Source organism: Aphanizomenon flos-aquae FACHB-1287 (assembly GCF_014698755.1).
In the GTDB taxonomy this organism is placed as follows: domain Bacteria; phylum Cyanobacteriota; class Cyanobacteriia; order Cyanobacteriales; family Nostocaceae; genus Dolichospermum; species Dolichospermum flosaquae.
Genome location: NZ_JACJTO010000039.1, coordinates 24,202 through 41,839, shown reverse-complemented (window position 1 = coordinate 41,839; position 17,638 = coordinate 24,202). Strand labels below are relative to the sequence as shown.

General features: G+C 35.1%; 15 protein-coding genes. 8 read left to right on the top strand and 7 right to left on the bottom strand.

Features of this window, described 5'->3' with window-relative positions:
* Positions 1-359 precede the first annotated feature (359 nt).
* Positions 360-584: an addiction module protein gene (locus H6G44_RS16315; protein ID WP_190388013.1), complete on the bottom strand. Its 225-nt coding sequence runs from the start codon at positions 582-584 to the stop codon at positions 360-362.
* 249 nt (positions 585-833) lie between these two features.
* Here H6G44_RS16315 and H6G44_RS16310 point away from each other — a divergent pair, with 249 nt between their 5' ends.
* Entirely contained in the window at positions 834-2,429 is a 1,596-nt protein-coding gene (locus tag H6G44_RS16310; RefSeq protein WP_190388012.1) for a B12-binding domain-containing radical SAM protein, read from the top strand.
* Positions 2,430-2,641: 212 nt separating this feature from the next.
* On the opposite strand, the gene H6G44_RS16305 is transcribed toward H6G44_RS16310, so the two are convergent.
* Complete coding sequence (locus H6G44_RS16305; RefSeq protein WP_190388011.1) at positions 2,642-4,135, bottom strand: dolichyl-phosphate-mannose--protein mannosyltransferase; 1,494 nt, start codon at positions 4,133-4,135, stop codon at positions 2,642-2,644.
* Between the two features lie 163 nt (positions 4,136-4,298).
* Between H6G44_RS16305 and H6G44_RS16300 the strand changes: the two genes are divergently transcribed.
* From H6G44_RS16300 to H6G44_RS16290, 3 genes are all read left to right on the top strand, one after another.
* A complete protein-coding gene (locus H6G44_RS16300; protein WP_190388010.1) occupies positions 4,299-4,703 on the top strand; it encodes a hypothetical protein in 405 nt (134 codons plus the stop codon).
* A gap of 35 nt (positions 4,704-4,738) precedes the next feature.
* Positions 4,739-5,791 (top strand): tellurite resistance TerB family protein, encoded by a 1,053-nt coding sequence (locus H6G44_RS16295; RefSeq protein ID WP_190388015.1) that lies wholly within the window; start codon positions 4,739-4,741, stop codon positions 5,789-5,791.
* 230 nt (positions 5,792-6,021) lie between these two features.
* Positions 6,022-6,369 (top strand): Rieske (2Fe-2S) protein, encoded by a 348-nt coding sequence (locus H6G44_RS16290; protein ID WP_190388009.1) that lies wholly within the window; start codon positions 6,022-6,024, stop codon positions 6,367-6,369.
* A 129-nt stretch (positions 6,370-6,498) separates the two neighbouring features.
* Here H6G44_RS16290 and H6G44_RS16285 read toward each other — a convergent pair whose 3' ends face one another.
* Together H6G44_RS16285 and H6G44_RS16280 are read right to left on the bottom strand one after the other, a co-directional pair.
* On the bottom strand, positions 6,499-7,806 hold the full coding sequence (locus H6G44_RS16285; protein WP_190388008.1) for a tellurite resistance TerB C-terminal domain-containing protein: 1,308 nt from the start codon (positions 7,804-7,806) through the stop codon (positions 6,499-6,501).
* Positions 7,803-9,143, bottom strand: coding sequence for an ATP-binding protein (locus H6G44_RS16280; RefSeq protein WP_190388007.1), 1,341 nt, complete (start codon positions 9,141-9,143; stop codon positions 7,803-7,805). The genes H6G44_RS16285 and H6G44_RS16280 overlap by 4 nt, the downstream gene beginning before the upstream one ends.
* A gap of 561 nt (positions 9,144-9,704) precedes the next feature.
* Between H6G44_RS16280 and H6G44_RS16275 the strand changes: the two genes are divergently transcribed.
* The 3 genes from H6G44_RS16275 (at position 9,705) to H6G44_RS16265 (ending at position 12,649) form a co-directional block, all read left to right on the top strand.
* A complete protein-coding gene (locus tag H6G44_RS16275; RefSeq protein WP_190388006.1) occupies positions 9,705-10,943 on the top strand; it encodes an aminoglycoside phosphotransferase family protein in 1,239 nt (412 codons plus the stop codon).
* 61 nt (positions 10,944-11,004) lie between these two features.
* Positions 11,005-12,087, top strand: coding sequence for a T3SS effector HopA1 family protein (locus H6G44_RS16270; RefSeq protein WP_190388005.1), 1,083 nt, complete (start codon positions 11,005-11,007; stop codon positions 12,085-12,087).
* Between the two features lie 112 nt (positions 12,088-12,199).
* The gene (locus H6G44_RS16265) at positions 12,200-12,649 is read left to right on the top strand and encodes an acyl-CoA thioesterase (RefSeq protein ID WP_190388004.1); all 450 of its coding nucleotides are present in this window, start codon (positions 12,200-12,202) and stop codon (positions 12,647-12,649) included.
* A 51-nt stretch (positions 12,650-12,700) separates the two neighbouring features.
* Here the strand turns inward: H6G44_RS16265 and H6G44_RS16260 are convergent, their stop codons facing one another.
* The 3 genes from H6G44_RS16260 to menA all read right to left on the bottom strand — a co-directional run bounded on the left by H6G44_RS16260 (position 12,701) and on the right by menA (position 15,944).
* The gene (locus tag H6G44_RS16260; protein ID WP_190388003.1) at positions 12,701-14,023 is read right to left on the bottom strand and encodes a 2-succinylbenzoate--CoA ligase; all 1,323 of its coding nucleotides are present in this window, start codon (positions 14,021-14,023) and stop codon (positions 12,701-12,703) included.
* Positions 14,008-14,964, bottom strand: coding sequence for an o-succinylbenzoate synthase (locus H6G44_RS16255; RefSeq protein WP_190388002.1), 957 nt, complete (start codon positions 14,962-14,964; stop codon positions 14,008-14,010). Before H6G44_RS16255 ends, H6G44_RS16260 begins: the two co-directional genes overlap by 16 nt.
* Before the next feature lie 80 nt (positions 14,965-15,044).
* Positions 15,045-15,944 carry a 2-carboxy-1,4-naphthoquinone phytyltransferase gene (menA, locus tag H6G44_RS16250; protein WP_190388001.1) on the bottom strand — a complete coding sequence of 300 codons (900 nt, stop codon included), beginning with the start codon at positions 15,942-15,944 and terminating at the stop codon, positions 15,045-15,047.
* Positions 15,945-16,221: 277 nt separating this feature from the next.
* Here menA and H6G44_RS16245 point away from each other — a divergent pair, with 277 nt between their 5' ends.
* Positions 16,222-17,637, top strand: a complete 1,416-nt coding sequence (locus tag H6G44_RS16245; protein WP_190388000.1) for an isochorismate synthase — start codon at positions 16,222-16,224, stop codon at positions 17,635-17,637.
* Position 17,638 lies beyond the last annotated feature (1 nt).

Genomic DNA, 17,638 nt, shown 5'->3' with positions numbered 1-17,638 from the left:
GGTTAATGCTATTACTGATGAAAATGCTCTCAATTGGTTTAATCATTGTGGATTGTTTTTTGACCCTATTTAGATAGCTATTCTTGTACTGGACTTGATATCAAACTGCTGTATGTTATTCTAAGATTGAATTTATAGTATCAATTACGTCTTGCTTAAACGTATTGAAAAGGTCAGAAGTATTTGGTAATTTAAATCTAGTAATGTTTTGATCTGGAATAATTTCACCATATATAGTTACTAACTCAAGTTACTAATCATCTAGTTAAGGTTGGTAATGGGTAATTGGTAATAAAATTCCAGTTTTCATCCTGTAAATCCTTAAATCCTGGACATCCTGATTCAGACAAATTCCCTAACTAGAAACTTATGTTACTACGGATTCTTGCTTTTACTGATTCCCAAGAACTGGCTAAACTGGGATCTTGTAAATGGAGAGCTTTTCTTTGAGCAAGTTCTTCTTTTTGCCAGTCTAATACAGGAAGATTAGCTGATTTCGTAGCAATATCATCCCATAAATCTTCCAGAAGTTGTAGCTTTTCTGACAACCCTAGTTCAAAAATCGGTGCCAAGTCTACTTTCATAATCAACCAAGCGATCAAAATTATTGCTCTATTATTACACACAACACAGATTTTCAGAACGCGACTTAAAAGGATTAATAATCTTTAAACTGAAATCTCAGTCTTCATCCTGTTCATCCTTAAATCCTGGATATCCTGATTCTGACAATCCCCCCATTCTCCCATACAACGGACAAACTGAGAAAAAAGTCAATTAGTCTGAATTTTTAGTTACAGTTAGATCACAAATAAATCGTGAGGGGTGATACTATGCGTGTTTTGCTAGTTTATCCAATATTTCCAAGCACCTTTTGGTCCTATGAGAAAATTCTGGCACTAGTTGACAGAAAAGTTTTGTTACCACCTTTGGGTTTGGTAACAGTAGCGGCAATTTTGCCCCAAGAATGGCAATTCAAGCTTGTAGATCGTAACATCCGCGCCGCCACTGAGGAAGAATGGGCATGGGCAGATATGGTGATTTTTTCCGCCATGATTGTCCAAAAACAAGACTTATTGGCACAAATTCGAGAAGCGAAAAAACGCGGTAAATTGGTAGCTTTAGGTGGTCCTTATCCTACCTCCACACCCCATGAAGTGGAAGCCGCAGGGGCAGATTACCTGATTCTTGATGAAGGGGAACTCACTTTACCCATGTTTGTAGCAGCGGTACAACGGGGAGAAAAATCTGGAGTTTTCCGCGCTACTGAAAAGCCTGATGTTACTAGTACACCTATTCCCCGGTTTGATTTATTAGATTTCAGCGCTTATGATATGATGTCGGTGCAGTTTTCCCGGGGTTGTCCTTTCCAGTGCGAATTTTGCGACATCATTGTTTTATACGGACGCAAACCGAGAACGAAAACCCCTGCACAACTTTTAGCCGAGTTAGATTATCTCTATGATTTAGGTTGGCGGCGCGGTGTTTTTATGGTAGATGATAACTTTATTGGCAACAAACGTAATGTAAAATTGTTGCTGAAAGAGTTAAAAGTTTGGATGGAAGAACATCAGTATCCTTTCAATTTTGATACAGAAGCTTCCATTGATTTGGCGCAAGATGTCGAAATGATGGAATTGATGGTAGATTGTGGTTTTAAAGCCGTATTTTTGGGCATTGAAACCCCAGATGAAGACAGTTTACAACTAACTAAAAAGTTCCAAAATACTCGCAGTTCCTTGGCTGAATCTGTAGAAACTATTATTAAAGCAGGTTTGCGACCCATGGCTGGGTTTATTATTGGCTTTGATGGTGAAAAGTCTGGCGCTGGCGATCGCATTGTCCGCTTTGCTGAATTAGCAGCTATCCCTTCTACAACTTTTGCTATGTTACAAGCATTACCCAATACTGCTTTATGGCATCGGTTGAAAAAGGAAGGAAGATTACGGGAAAATCAAGATGGGAACATCAATCAAACCACATTGATGAATTTTATTCCTACCCGTCCTTTAGAAGAATTGGCCAGGGAATATGTGGAGGCTTTCTGTGCTTTATATGACCCTGCGGCCTATTTAGACCGCACCTATCGCTGTTTTATGATGTTAGGTACTCCCAAATGGACAGCACCAGCAAAAACACCAGAATGGGTAGTTGTGAGAGCCTTATTAATTGTAATTTGGCGACAAGGATTTAAACGACAAACCCGCTGGAAATTCTGGCATCATTTATTTAGTATTCTCAAGCATAACCCCAAGGTGATTGAACAATACGTTTCCACCTGCGCTCACATTGAGCATTTTATGGAATATCGGCAAATTGTCCGTGATGAAATTGAAAGTCAATTAGCTGTGTATTTAGCTCAAGGTGCAGAAACACCCTATGTACCGGTGAAGGCAAAAATAGAGGAAAAAGCAGAAGCGGTAGTTTAGTATGATTCATCAACTTTTATTTAACTCTTAAATAAAGGCTGATGATTTCATTTTTTTAAGTCTCGCGCAAAGGCCAAATAATAAGGGTTATAAAGGTTAAGTTCTCAATATATTATCTTTCCGAAAAAGAATGTCGAGCCAAGAATCTTTACCCAGTCCACGTCTCGACAATGGTTCTAGAATACGCATACCTCATTTCTTGAAATGTCTAATCAAATCCAAGAATTAAACCACATCCGCATTCTATAATCATCAGGAGAGAGGGGTAAACCTAAATAAATAGGTATCCAGAAAATGAAGGCGGCCATAATTATAAAAGTTATAGTTACACCTAAAAACCGCAAGGTGCGATAATAACTTAGTAAACATTGATCAACAAACCAAGCAATGGCTATAAATGTAAATACAACCGCAGACATATAATGATAGATAAAAGTACACCTTGTTACCTCTACCCAAGGGAGGAAATTAGCCCCATAATTTATGATTAAAAATAATCCAATCCCGGTATCAATGCTGAGATTTTTAGGGATAAATAACTGCTGTTTTTCTATTGCTGGCCTCGTAATTGTTATTATTACCATACCAATTAAAAATATCATTGCAGCTAAACCGAACCACCATAAAAAAGGATTACCCATAGCATGAACATCATAAATTACTTTACCAGCACCATCAGGTAAAGGTGGTCCAAATACAGGTAAGGAATCCTTAGAACTTTGAGCAGTTTGATAATAATAAGCCATAGGCCGAGTTAACAATGGCCATTTATACCATGCAGCACAATAGGGATGAATACTAGGGCTATTACCACCTAATTGTAGATGAAATTGCAAAATTTGTTTATGGACTTCGATAAATCCATATCTTTTATCAAGTTGGAGGTGAGGAATCCAAATTAGACTATAAATAGCTGCGGGAATAATTCCTAAATAGGAAAACATTTGCCAAATATTTATTTTTGTCAAGTTTTGCCAGGGTATTTCTATAGTATCAACTGGGAAATTATGGCGATGTTTAAAAAACTTTAAATAAGGGAATAACGGCACACGATAAATATTATCAAAAGATTGTAACCAGCGAATTATCCAAGCTGCTATCCATACCCCATAAGTACCAGTTAAAAACCATAAACCGTTCCATTTTGTGCCAATACAAGCACCAAAACTGATACCAGAGAGAATTAACCAAAACCAACGTTTTTGTTTTTGCTTTTCTAAGGCTAATAATAATAACCATTGTCCGAGTAAACCAAAGATAATGATATAGATATTACTTAAAGCATAACGAGATTCTACTAAAAATAATCCGTCACAAGCGGTAAAGAATCCTGCTAATAAAGCAAAACGATGACGATAACTAAATTGATAAGTTAATAAGGTTACGACTACGGGAATTAATGAACCCGTGAGCGCATTTACCCAACGATAATTCCAAGGGGATAATAAGGAATCTGTGAGACTATTTACAGTATCTCGGCCAATGGGAATGTACTTACTAATCCAAATACCCAATCCAATTATATATTGACTTAATGGTGGATGAGCATTAAAAAATGGCGTATGGGTAAGATAGTTATTACCGAATTTGGCAAAATAAACTTCATCAAATACTAGAGTATTAAATCTGTTTAATCCCCAAAAACGTAAACCAAGTGAAAACAGAAATATTGTGATTATTCCTAATCGAAACCAATTTTTTTTCATCTCTTATTGTAGTGCTTTTTTGAAATAATAACAATTCAATACTATTCTAGGACTGTATGACCATCTATGATCCTCAGAACTAAAAAAATTCTGATTTATCTATTGGTAATTGTGTGCAAATGTAGAATAATAGCTCTAACACAGTCAGAAAACTTAATCTACTATGTCACAATTGGAACGATGGCTAAAAATGGCAGAAGATGAACTTACGGAGTATAGCACTGATGCCCGCAAAATGGAAAAACTCCGCCGCAAGATTAGTTTATCATTATCATTAACAGAACAGAGGCAACTAAAAGCAACATTATCAGCTACAATGCCATCTGGTAAAATTGCAGAAGTTGTGGAGGAGCAAAGACAAGTCGTGGCCTTGCCATTTTGGGGAATTGCTGGTTTGGGTTTGTTATTTGGGATTTCCCTAAATCAACCCCTGGGGTTATTAGCAGCTATAGGAGGGACTGTAGCGGCCTTTAGAATTCAAAAATGGGGTTGGCAATTACAGGCAAATCGCCTATTATTACGAACATTGGCAGATATTGAAAACCGGATTTCTCAACCTAGTAATTAAGTACAAACAGCAGATTAATTAAGGAGATAAAAATGATGACAAAGTATGATTATATTTTCAATTCCCAAGATAAAATCAAAGAATCATTGAACGAACAACAAGCGGTAGCAGCAATTGCTGTAATTACAACCATAGTTGATTCTGGTATTGATAATATAGATGCGGAAAGTTTAGCTGATATTCTCTGGGATTTTGAGATATTTGATGAATACTCAGAGGAAGAAATGCTAGAAACGGTAGATAGACTTGTAGAAATTGCGGAGGATGTTGGATTAGGTTCTCTGTTTAATGCTGCAAAGGCAGCGATTTCTGATGAAGTAGTTCTAGATGGTTTTGGGGCTGGAGTTATCATGCTTTTAGATGCAGAAAATTTAATTATTCCCCCATCTAAAAAGGCTTTTCTTAAACAACTACAAATAACCTTAAAATTGGAAGATCAAGAAGCACAAGAAATTATCAAAGAGATAATTGATGCAATTGAAGCAGGAGACGATGAAGAATATTTAGACGAAGAATATGAAGCAGTCATATTAAATGAAGCTGGTGAACAGTTTTATCAATCACCATTGGGTAACTTTACAGTTCCTATTCCCCTTGATTCTGAACAGGGGGGGAAAATTCAAACTGAAGAAGGAATGGTAAGTTTTTCTGATGATATTGGCACTTTATTAAGAATTGATTATTATCCTCTCTCTCCCGAACAGATTGATGATCTAGAATCTCAAGAAGATCAAACATATCTGCATAAAGTTCTTGTAGATAAATATGTCCCTCAGGCAATTACTTCTAATATTCCCAATGCTGAAGTTAAGCATACAGAATATTTGCAAGATACCTTAGAAAAATATTACTATGTATTAGTAAATATGCCTCAAGGTTCAACTATATCTAAGCAAGAAAGTAATGGTAGTGGAATCAGATTAGATGCCTATAGAGGATTGTTGTCTTTTGTCAATAATGAATGTTTGTATATCGTTAGTAGTCAACGCAGCTTTTTAAATGGTGAAACACCTGGTTCTGTGAAAGAAGAAGCTAGAAAAATGAAAAAAGCTATTTTAGATTTTGTCAAGACGATTGAATTTGCGTAAATCTAAATAAATTTCCCACAAGTGGAAGTCCTGTGCCTTTTTTTCTGATTCTTGTTATACTAGTGATCATATAGCTTTTTCCGCACTGATGAGGTACAAAATTAAATCGTTAAACTCTTGTGGTGCGGGCATCTTGCCCGCCAGATATGTACCTCATAACACCGGGAAGTGCTGTATAGGACGCAATTGTGAGAAACTAATAACAAGTCTATTCAAATTAGGAGAATCTCATGGCTTGGACTCAAGTTTTGTCTGCTAATGCACTGACTGAGGGTGCTCGTGAAGTGGTAAAGGTGGGAGAACGCAAAATTCTACTCTTAAAACATGAAAATCAGCTTTATGCTGTAGATGATGCCTGCCCTCACTTAAAACTGTCTTTGGCAAAAGGGAAAATTGAAGCTGGCTCACTGGTTTGTCCCTTTCACCGCAGTGCATTTGACTTAAATAATGGTGAAGTAAAAACTTGGTGTCCCTTCCCACCTGTAGTTGGTAAATTACTATCTATGGGTTCCTCAGAAAAAACCTTGCCAATCTATCCCCTTAAAGTCGAAGAGGGCAACATTTTGATTGATGTTTAAGCGGCAGGTAAGGATCGAAATTCTGCATTTCAAGATCAATTAATATCCTAACTGCCTTAAGGACTACTATAAATCATCTATAGGGGTAGGGTGCAATGCGCCTTACCCCTAAAATTTTATGGACAAAAATTAACTAATTTCTGAATATTTAGTAATCATTATTTTCACATTTAATAAATGTTCTTCGATAATTTCAGGAATTTCGGTATTCGTTTTAATAATTAACTTACCAATAGTATTACTAGCAATGTCATTAATAGCATTAATTAAGAGATTTGGTGTAGTAATATTAGCTTCAGCAATCTGTTTAATAGTAGCTTTAGGATTATCTCCCTCCAGTATCGCTTGCAAAACTTGAATTTTATCAACGGGAAGATGTTTTAAAAAATCATCCCATTCTTTAGGTAAATTGTCTGTGTAATAATCTTGATTATCCAATGGTTCTAAAAGTTCATCAAAAGGAAATAACTCTAGATCATTTTCTTCATTATCTGGTAATATTTGGGGATTAATTGTTTCTATTTGTTGAAGTAATTCCCAAACTTGATTTTGTAATAAATCCCGTTCATTCTGTAAAAAAGAAATCTGATTTTGCAGTTCATTAGTTTCAGATTTTTGTTCTATTGTCCTGTTTTGTAAAGCATTGACGGTATTTTCGAGACTATTTATAGCTGTATTTGTTTGCAATAGCAAATCATTTTGTCTAGCAATTTCTAGTTCTTGATTTTGAACTTCTATTCGCAGTTCATAAAGTTTTTCCTCCAGTTGTGGTTTAAGTCTTTCTAACAGAATTACATCATTTTCTAGTGATTTTTTTTGCTGTTTAATTGTCTCAAGTTGAGGTTGAATTTGATGGAGTTCGGCACGGGAGGCGTTACAATTTACCTCTAACCGCCGTTTTTCAACAATCAAATTATTGCAAATGTTATTTAGTTCTATATTGCTGTTATCTAGGTTTTTAAATTCATCTTGTAGATTATTTAATTCGGTTTCAATTTGCTTTTTTTGAGCAGCCAATGTCCCTATATCTCGATGTAAACCATCTCTTTGACTACGACAATCTCCAATTTGATTTTCTAGTTGCTGCGTTTCTGTATACAATAAATTTCTATATTCTTCCAATTGGTGTATTTCCTTGAGAATGCGCGATTTTAACCCTTCTATATCCCGAATGCGTCTTTGGAGAGAACCAATCATCCTCAGTTCATCACTTCTACGCCGTTTATCAACCAAAAATGCTGCCGCATAAGTAGCTAATACTGTAATTATTCCCGTAAAAAAGGCTTTAGAAATATCCCAGTTAGGAACAAGACTTAAACCAAAACTAATACTAAAAGCGATTATACCCAGCACGACTCGATGACTAACTATTGTTGGCTGCATCTTGCTAGGTTTAATTGTAGTCAAGTTGTTAGAATTATTAGTAATTAACGTCATTCATTATCCCTCACATTGTCACCAAATACAGCCAAATCTGCTTTTAAAAAGTCAATAAACTGCCTTGCAGTTCTGCCAGAACGGCCATTATGTCTCGTTGCCCATTGTAATGCTTTATATTCTAAATCTTCGGGAGAAATATTGATATTTGCTGCTAGGTGCTGGACTATTTGTAAATAGGTTGTTTGGTCTGCGTCCGCAAAGGTTAATGTTAACCCAAAGCGATCGCTAAAAGATAACTTTTCTTGCATTGTATCCCAACTATGAACTTCATTGTTATCCCTGGGGGCTGGTCTATCAGTAAAATATTCCCGAATTAAGTGGCGACGGTTAGAAGTAGCATATACAACTACGTTTTTCGGTCTAGCCGTGATATTACCTTCCAAAACTACTTTCATTGCTTTAAAACTATCATCATCTTCTTCAAAGGAAAGATCATCTACAAAAATAATAAATTTCTGGGGAACTCCTGGCAATAATTCCACAATTTTCGGCAAATCTGGCAATTCTGACTTGGAAACTTCTATTAAACGCAGGTTTCTATGACTATACTCATTTAACAGAGCTTTAACTAAAGAAGATTTACCCGAACCACGACTACCATAAAGTAATACGTGCAGCGCTGTTTCTCCTAACAATAAAAATTCTGTATTTTTCACTAAAGCATCTTTTTGCCACTCATAACCCACTAATGTAGACAATTTTACGGAATCAGTATTAGCAATGCCTAGCAACTGTCCATCTTGCCAACGAAAAGCCCGATATTTGGCAAATAAACCCGTTCCATATTGCTGATAATAGGCGGCTAAATCCGCCACGGCCTCACCCCAATTGTCTAATTGGGGAATAGATGTCATTAAACCCGGTTCCATGCCCAAAGTTTCCGGTTCTCTGTACCAAACCACGGGAGAAATAGGTAAATGGGTCGCCATTTGGACCCACTCGCTTAAAATCGCACTATTACATTCATACAAACTTTGTAATACTTGTAAATCATGTTGAACCGCCACTACTAAAGCTGACGGTAATTTACTAAATTCCTCCTGCTGTGCCAATTTGCTAAAAGGATTATCCACTGTGAGAATTTGCTTCATCAAATATTCTTCCCAAGTTTGATGACTGCTGGCTAAAGCTTGGAAGTAATTACCATAGGCCTGCAGACAATCCCGCCCATCTGCATCAGTATAACGGATGGTTTGCAACAAATTAAGAAATGCTTTGCCCACATCGCTTTTTAAGACAGATTGATATAGTAAAAGAGAGGCGGCTTGGCGTTGTAGAACTTGAACTGCTGTATAAGATGTAGTATTTGCCGTAAGCATTGCTAGATGATCCATCAATCAAACTGGGTAAATTATCTCTCACCATAAGTTAAGTATAATGGTGACTTTTGACTATGACATTTTGATTTTGCCTGATGTGGATGAAATTAAAGTGAATGATTCACCCGCGAGAAGTAATATAAAACTTATACCTACAGGAATACAAGTGTAGTCATTTACATATTAAAGTAGAGATGATCGGGAATGATAATAAACTAATACTGATGATAATCATGGTAAATTGTTTACTTGTGTATAGGAAATATGGATCACTAACCATAATCAGTAATAGTTGTTGTCATTACCTATCTACTGGCAATTATTTCTGAAACAGAAATGTTTTATTCAAGGTGTAAAGCTCTACTACGGATATTGTCAAGATTTTATAGTTTCTTCTGTGAACTTGAAAGTAAAAAAATAACTAATATTGCCATTTTGGCAGGTCTTTCTGGCACAAATGAGATATTAGTAGATAGTAGCAATGTTTCGTAAATTTTTCACCATTAACTAAGAACTGCTGTAGTCTCTCAAGACCACCGCAATTCTTTAGCCATTACAATCACTAGGAAATCATTCATGTTATCATCACTGTCTTCTCAAAATGTTATCCAGTACCTGCTCGATAAGGGGCTGTGTGGCGCGGAAGATGGCGCTACATATAAATCTGTATTGCCAGAAAATAGCAAAAAGAATCGAAATTTAATGGTAATACTTGCAGATAATCGCCAACTGCTGATCAAACAAGAATGTCGCATTAATCATGATCAAATTGCTCATGAATTCTTTAATGAGTGGCTATTTCACCGATTATTACAGCAATTTCCAGTAATTGGTAATATTGGCGCGATCGCTTCATCTTTGCTTCATTTTGATGAGAAAAATTCTATCCTAGTCCGAAGCTATTTAGGGGAATATCTGGACTTAGGAAAATTTTATCAACAGAGGAGTATTTTCCCTAGAGAAATCGCCAGGGCGATTGGCGCTACGTTAGCAGGATTACACCGAGCTACGTTTAATAAGCGTGAGTATCGTGATTTTATGTCCACTGCTCCCGCAGGACAGTTTCGCTACAATTTTTACAATCCTGCCCAGGGTATACCCTCGATAACTCCAGACACATTTGGTACAGTTCCTGCTGAAGCTCTACAGTTTCATCTTCTTTATCAGTGTTACGAAAGTTTAGAATCAGCGATCGCCGATTTAGCTTATGAGTGGAAACCATCTTGTTTAACTCACAACGATTTACATTTAGGCAATATTTTAGTTCATTCTCGATGGGAACAGCTAGATAATTGCTTGATTAGATTAATTGATTGGGAGGCTTGTAGTTGGGGAGATCCAGCTTTTGATTTAGGAACTCTCTTAGCAAGTTATTTAAGCATTTGGTTGTCTAGTTTAATAGTAGATCCAACATTAGAGTTAGAAGAATCTTTAAATTTAGCGGTGATTCCTCTAGAAGCACTACAACCTACAATTTTAGCCTTAATTCAAGCTTATCTTGATGGTTTTCCCATGATTTTAGAATATCATCAAGACTTTATTATGCGGATAATTAAGTTTGCCGGTTTAGCATTAATTCAACAAATTCAAGACAGAATTGAATGCCAAAAATCCTTTGATAACAGGAATTTGTGTATGTTGGAAGTTGCTAAAAGTCTTTTGACAATGCCTGAGCAATCAGTATTAACTATTTTTGGCATTTCTGAATTAGAAATCTGCGGATCTCTTCCCCGACTACAACAACCTTCTCGTCCTCATAAGCAACAACAATTAGTCCCTCTTTATTACGAAAAAACTCGCCTACGGGGTTGTTAGTAATATTATTACCGATGCTTACATATATATTTCTCTAAAGTTTGAGGTGCAAAACAAGTTAATGTTTGATGATTGTAGCAATCAAATCCTAAATTCCTTATTCGATATTGCCAGTAATATCCAGATTGAACCTAATTTCTGTATTTACCATCCCCATTATCAACCTTTTGCTTTACCGGCTAATATAGCAAATAGATTTCAACAAAACCCACCTTCTTTAAAACAGAAGTATTTGAACATACTGCTGAGAAATTTTCTCTACGGTATTTATTATAATGGTTCATTACAAACAGTCTTAGCAGCAAATAATTATCATCAGCAATCTCATATTAATGTAATTGAAAATAATAGTTTGGGTGTAGATAAAAATTTCTATGAACAACTGCATCATAGCAATCATGGCACAGGACATTATGAGCCCAATTGGCAGATTTTGAGAATTGAACCTGATGGTAGCATGGCTGTGAATAAGGATGGATTAACCTTATATATTGAGCCGGAATGTCATCTTCAACAGCGGAAAAAGTCCCATAAAGTGGGGGAATTAATAGCAATATGGATGCCTAAAAATCGCTTGCAAAATGGCTGTTATATGGCAGTTAGTAATATAGCCATAGACAACCAAAATCCCCGAAATTCTGATTTAAGAGAAGGACGAATTTATTTTAATTTTACATCAGCCGGGGCGATTGTTCTCATGGATAGCTTAACCCAAGCCTTAAATAAGGCGGCTATTATCTTTAGTTTTCAAGTTCTTTATAATCCCGCTGCATATCAGCGTTATGATGCAGGTGTGCTACATTTTGAATGCCAAGATTACCCCACAATTCGGAATATTCTTCAAGACATTTATCAAAAACATCAAGCTTATTTTCAGCCAGAAATTCCCTTATTTACTAAATTCTTAGCTCCGGGATTAGGGTTAGCAGAAGAACCAAATCAAAAATTTGCTCCTCAAGAAAGTTTTGGTATGAATCGTTGTCAAATTGTTGCCAATGCGTTATTAGAATCTTGGCAAAAAGGTAAAAATGCCTTGGAAGAACGGATAGAAATTATTAATCAACACTTTGCCCAACATTTGATTGATGTGCACCATCCCTATCTTAATCCTAGTTCTGAGGATATATATCAGCCTTTAAACTGATTTTCTAGAAACAATTTAGGTCAGCAATCATGGTACTTAGTTCAGATCTATTAGTAGTTAATATCTAGTAAAATGATATGAATAGTATATCTTAATTGAGGAGATTTTAAAAATGGCTTTCGCATATTACTACACTGTACGATTTCAAGATACTGATGCGGCTGGAGTCGTTTATTTCGCCAATGTGTTGAGAATTTGTCATGAAGCTTATGAGGTTTCATTAGCAGCTTCTGGTATTAATCTTAAATCATTTTTTACTAATCCGTCTGTAGCTTTTCCTATTGTTCATGCAAATGTAGATTTTTTTCGTCCCATGTATTGTGGTGACAATTTAGTGATTAGTTTGTTACCAGAAAAAATAGGTTCAGATAAGTTTGAAGTTACCTATGAAATGACAGTAGATGAAGTAATAGCTGCTAAGGCAATTACTAGACACACTTGTATTGATGTTAGTATTAGAAGTAGGCAAGAATTACCGAACTATATGAACCATTGGTTAGAAACTAACCACAGAGACGCGGAGGGCGCGGAGAGAAGAAGGTCGAGAGAGGAGGTTATGTGATTTCAGGATATAGATCTCCGAGTTATTGCAAAAAGTTGGGGATCTCAAGTATTATGTTTTCAGAATATCTTTAGCGATTTTTTGCAGTTGTTGACGGTTAATTTTACCTTGGACATTACGGGGTAAGTTTGCTAGGGAAATCCAATATTTAGGAATTTTAAATTTACTCAGTTGATTTTTGAGTTGATTTTGAATTTCTATGTGGGAAATATTTTTATTTTTGGGAGTATAAATAGCTGTTAATGCTTGTCCCCAATGTTTATCAGCTATACCAATTACACAAACATCAATTACCATTTGAGTTTTTCTAATTGCTGATTCAATTTCTGTTGGGTAAACATTTTCCCCACCTGTAATAATTTTGTCGCTATTTCTGCCAATAATATGTAAATAGTCTTGATTATCTAAAAAACCAATATCATCAACTAGAAAATTATTTCTATTTTCCCATATTTGGGGATAATAACCTAAAGCTAAAGATTGACTTTGAATATTTATATTTCCCGGTTGATTATCAATAATGATTTTAGCATGGGGAAGAATTTTTCCACTATTAAATTTACCTTTTAAAAATTCATCAGGTTTCAGAGTGGCAATTTGAGACGCTGTTTCTGTCATTCCATAGGTAGGTGCTAATCTAATTTGATGAAATCTAGCTTTTTCTAATAGTTCTTCCCAAGGTGGTGCACCTCCTAACAGAACTGTAGAAAATTTTGATAACCATTGGGTTAATTCAATATTTTGGAGAAGTTTTTGTAATTGGGTGGGAACTAAAGATATAAAAAATTCTTCTGTTTTGATATTGGGTATTTGACAATTTTCTAATTTCTTAGATGTGCTAATTACTAATTTACCTCCTGTTGTTAAAGAACGCATAAACTGCATTAATCCACTCACATGATATAATGGTAATATACAAAATGAATTAACAGAATCTATGGAAAAATATTCTGTAAATCCTTTTACTGAAGCGGTTAATGTTTGCCAGGTATGAATAGCGAATTTAATCTTTCCTGATGAACCACCGGTAGGAATCATAATAGAATTAGTAATTGGTAATTCATGGTTGATAATTGGTGATTTTGAAAAGTTATGATTTATTCCTAAAACTATATCTGGTTGAACTAAGTTAAAGACCTGTTCCCATTCGTCTTTACCCCAATCTGGGTTACAGAGAAAAACTGGACATTTAGCCGCACAAGCAGCAATAAAACTTCCTAAAAATCTCACTGGTGATCTTTCCGCAATGATAATTTTTGGATTTGATAACTGCATTAATTGTAAATATAATTCTGTTGCTATTTGTAGTAATTCTTGGCTATGATCACAAATTAGCCAATCATGGTTTTGTATATCTTCTAAAAGGTTTTCCATAGACTTTCTAGCCAGTTTGCTTCTTGTTGCTCAAAAAAGTGGTTAATTCCAAAACCAACAGCGCGGTTATTTGTAGATAATTCTGCTGCTAATTTTAAGGCAGCTTTTCTGCCAATTTCGGTTTCAAATACAGATGAAAATACAATGTCAATTTGATGTTTTTTGCAAAACTCTTTTAACCTAAATGGTGAACCTATTATTGCCGATTTAATCACAAAAATTCCCCCCCAACCTTGGTGAAAACAAAATTCTAATTGTTGGAAATTAGCAATAGATTCATCTAAGGCTATAGGTGTAGAATAGGAATTACTTAATTCCTGCATTTCTGTAAATTTATCTTTCTGTAAAGGTTGTTCAATAAATTCAATTTTTGGTAATAATTTATCGCACTTTTTTAACCATAATTCAGCCTGTTGGTAAGTAAGTCCACCATTAGCATCTAAACGTAATTTTGCTGAGGTTGGTAAACTAGAAATTAGTAAATCAAATATTTCTAATTCTTGATTTATATCATCAACCGCAATTTTCCATTTAAACGTTTTATATCCTTTTTCCCATAAATCATGCCATTGATTTAAAGCTAATTTTCCCGCTGATAATAAGGCACTATAGGTGAGATTAGTACCCAGTAATTGGAAATCGTAGCTACCTAAGTGGGTTGAAGATTCAAAAGCAAATTGACAAGCCGGTAACTTATCTGAAATAGTGAAAATTATCTCTTTAGTAATTATTTGTGGAAGTTGATAACAAAAATCTAAAGCTTGTTCTATGGTTTCTGAACCAAACCAAGAAATGGGGGAAATTTCCCCCCAAGTAATATTATTGTTTTCATCAATCAAGCGAATAATTATGCTTTCGCGGATTTCCCAAACCCCATAATTAGTAATAATGGGATTTGTGAATTTATGACTAAAGTAACGAAAAGAAAATTGATAACCCATTAGGGACTTCCAAAAAAAACTCAACCCCTCATTCCTCCGTGTCCTCCGTGCCTCTGTGGTTCGTTTATTCTTAATGTAACTTAACCAAAAATAAATCCTAAACCCAAAAATAAGCAACTTACAAAATGAACTCTGATAGCGATAAATTTAGAATTACTCACTTTATCCGGTTGGTTGTGATTTTCTAAAACGTGACGACATAATTTCACCGCAAAAGGTAAACTGAGGAAACTTAGTAATGTCCCAATTGGGAAAATATTCAAGATTACAAACAGTAAAATTAGAGGATAAATACTCGCAGTAAAACCCACTAAAACCTTTGCACCAGTGTGAGTTCCTAGACGCACAATAGGAGATTTTTTTCCTGCGGCTATATCGTCTGCAACTTGGTGAAAATGGGAACAAAATAGCACTAAACTCGTAAGAATACCCAAAATTACGGAAACTGCTAAATTAGTGCTAGACCAGGTTTGAGTTTGGCTATAATAGGCTGCACTCATACCCAAAGGACCAAAGGCAAAAAAGCAGAGAATTTCCCCTAAACCCTGATATCCTAGACGGAAGGGGGGACCTTGGTACATATAGCCCAAACCGCAGCATAAAAGAATTATACCGATAACTGTCGGGTCTTTTTGCAAAAAGGCGATCGCTATTATCCCCAACAAACCCAAGCCTAAACATAGGTTTCCTATCCAAAACATTAAAGTTTTGTTACCGGTTAAATTCACCAATGAATGATTTTTATTTTTATCAATTCCTGTTTCGGCATCAAAGACATCATTACTAATATTTTCCCAGGCTAAAATTAAAATTGCTGCCGCAATAAACAAAGAAAATATTGTGATATTAAAAATCTTTATTTCCCTAAATGCTACCGCAGAACCTACCCAAATCGGCATAATAGCAACACTGTACATTGGCGGTTTAATAGCCGCCAGCCATAGTTTACCTTGAGGTCGTGAAATCTGATTTGAAGTCATCAATCGTGATTAGTTAAATTACTAGAACTTGCGTTATCAGTTAAATTTTATAATTTTGTAGTTTAACTTTGGTAAATTACCAAAAAATGCTAATTTTATGATTACAGGTGAATATCCTGCCATAAAACCTGCCATTTTGCAACCAAAACAGGATCAACCCCAGAATCAAGCTAACTTTATGCTGGTTAATGGTGACTGAATTATGTTACCTATAAAAATACCACCATGATTTATTCATTTTAGGAAGATAACTTAATAAAAATTAACTTATACATCCATGACAATTTCACCATGTCGCAGCCACACCTTTGTAGACTACAAATACCTGAATCAATTACTATTAGAGATTCAGGAAAATTGCCACCGCAATAATAATAGTAAAATTGTCAGTATTTCTCTAGAAATTGGTTTAGTTGATCCTTTGCTGGTTTTCGATAAATTTAGTCAAAAAAATAGCAAAAACTTTTATTTTGAAAATAGAAGTAATGGTGAAGCAATCGCAGCAATTGATACTGTAGATAAAATAGAAATTTCTGGTCAAGACAGGTTTACAAAATCAGAAGAATTTATCAAAAATTGTCTGAAAAATATAATTCCTATTTCTGATCAAAATCAGACTTTTTCTTTACCTCAATTTTTTTGTACTTTTAGTTTTTTTGATCAGCACCAAACAACAGATTATCCATTTCCCTCTGCTACAGTTTTCTTACCTGCTTGGCAAATAGCTTTAAAAAATAATCGCTGCACATTAATAATGAATAAAATTATTAATTCTAGTATTAATATTACCAAAATATTAGATAATTTACAACGTCATTTAGAAATTATTAAATCCTTGAAAAATCACTCCCTAAATATTGATACATTTACTTTAAATTTATATAAAAAAATCACTAAAAATGGTGAGAAATTTAAAACTTCTGTTTCATCAGTATTAGAAATAATTCACTCCAATCATTTAAGAAAAATTGTTTTAGCTGATACCTTAGATGTCAGTCTTAATCATGATTTTAACTTATTACAATCTTTAAATAATCTCCGTCAATTACATCCTAATTGTCATGTATTTTCCACCAGTAATGGCCAAGGACAAAATTTTATTGGCGCTAGTCCAGAAAGATTAATTAGTATTCACAAACAACAGTTAATTACTGACGCTTTAGCAGGTTCAGCACCCAGAGGTAAAACACCCACCGAAGATACTGCAAATGCTAACAACTTAATCAATAGTACCAAAGAAAAACATGAACATAAACTTGTCCTAGATTTTATTACTCAACATTTATCTCAACTAGGTTTATTACCCCAAGTTTTAGCCCCCAGACTCCGACAATTATCTAATATCCAGCATTTATGGACACCAATTAGTGCCGCTATTCCCAATAATATTCACCCTCTACAAATCGTTGCAAAACTGCATCCAACACCAGCAGTTGCCGGTGCAGCGCGAGATATTGCTTGTGCAAAAATTCGCCATTATGAAAGTTTTGAAAGGGGTTTATATGCAGCACCTTTAGGTTGGGTAGACGGGGAAGGAAATTGTGAATTTATTGTCGGCATTCGTTCAGCTTTAATTAATGGTAATCATGCTAGACTGTATGCAGGTGCCGGTATTGTTGCTGGTTCAGACCCAGAAAAAGAATTTGCAGAAGTGCAACTGAAACTGCAAGCTTTATTAAAAGCATTAGTTTGAA

Excerpts from the sequence above, each read along its gene's own strand:
- H6G44_RS16290 (WP_190388009.1), top strand. The coding sequence starts at position 6,022 with ATGGCTTGGACTCAAGTTTTGTCTGCTAATGCACTGACTGAGGGTGCT.
- H6G44_RS16295 (WP_190388015.1), top strand. The coding sequence starts at position 4,739 with ATGACAAAGTATGATTATATTTTCAATTCCCAAGATAAAATCAAAGAA.
- H6G44_RS16260 (WP_190388003.1), bottom strand. The coding sequence starts at position 14,023 with ATGGAAAACCTTTTAGAAGATATACAAAACCATGATTGGCTAATTTGT.
- H6G44_RS16275 (WP_190388006.1), top strand. The coding sequence starts at position 9,705 with ATGTTATCATCACTGTCTTCTCAAAATGTTATCCAGTACCTGCTCGAT.
- H6G44_RS16280 (WP_190388007.1), bottom strand. The coding sequence starts at position 9,143 with ATGGATCATCTAGCAATGCTTACGGCAAATACTACATCTTATACAGCA.
- menA (WP_190388001.1), bottom strand. The coding sequence starts at position 15,944 with ATGACTTCAAATCAGATTTCACGACCTCAAGGTAAACTATGGCTGGCG.
- H6G44_RS16265 (WP_190388004.1), top strand. The coding sequence starts at position 12,200 with ATGGCTTTCGCATATTACTACACTGTACGATTTCAAGATACTGATGCG.
- H6G44_RS16255 (WP_190388002.1), bottom strand. The coding sequence starts at position 14,964 with ATGGGTTATCAATTTTCTTTTCGTTACTTTAGTCATAAATTCACAAAT.
- H6G44_RS16305 (WP_190388011.1), bottom strand. The coding sequence starts at position 4,135 with ATGAAAAAAAATTGGTTTCGATTAGGAATAATCACAATATTTCTGTTT.
- H6G44_RS16285 (WP_190388008.1), bottom strand. The coding sequence starts at position 7,806 with ATGACGTTAATTACTAATAATTCTAACAACTTGACTACAATTAAACCT.
- H6G44_RS16310 (WP_190388012.1), top strand. The coding sequence starts at position 834 with ATGCGTGTTTTGCTAGTTTATCCAATATTTCCAAGCACCTTTTGGTCC.
- H6G44_RS16245 (WP_190388000.1), top strand. The coding sequence starts at position 16,222 with ATGACAATTTCACCATGTCGCAGCCACACCTTTGTAGACTACAAATAC.
- H6G44_RS16300 (WP_190388010.1), top strand. The coding sequence starts at position 4,299 with ATGTCACAATTGGAACGATGGCTAAAAATGGCAGAAGATGAACTTACG.
- H6G44_RS16315 (WP_190388013.1), bottom strand. The coding sequence starts at position 584 with ATGAAAGTAGACTTGGCACCGATTTTTGAACTAGGGTTGTCAGAAAAG.
- H6G44_RS16270 (WP_190388005.1), top strand. The coding sequence starts at position 11,005 with ATGTTTGATGATTGTAGCAATCAAATCCTAAATTCCTTATTCGATATT.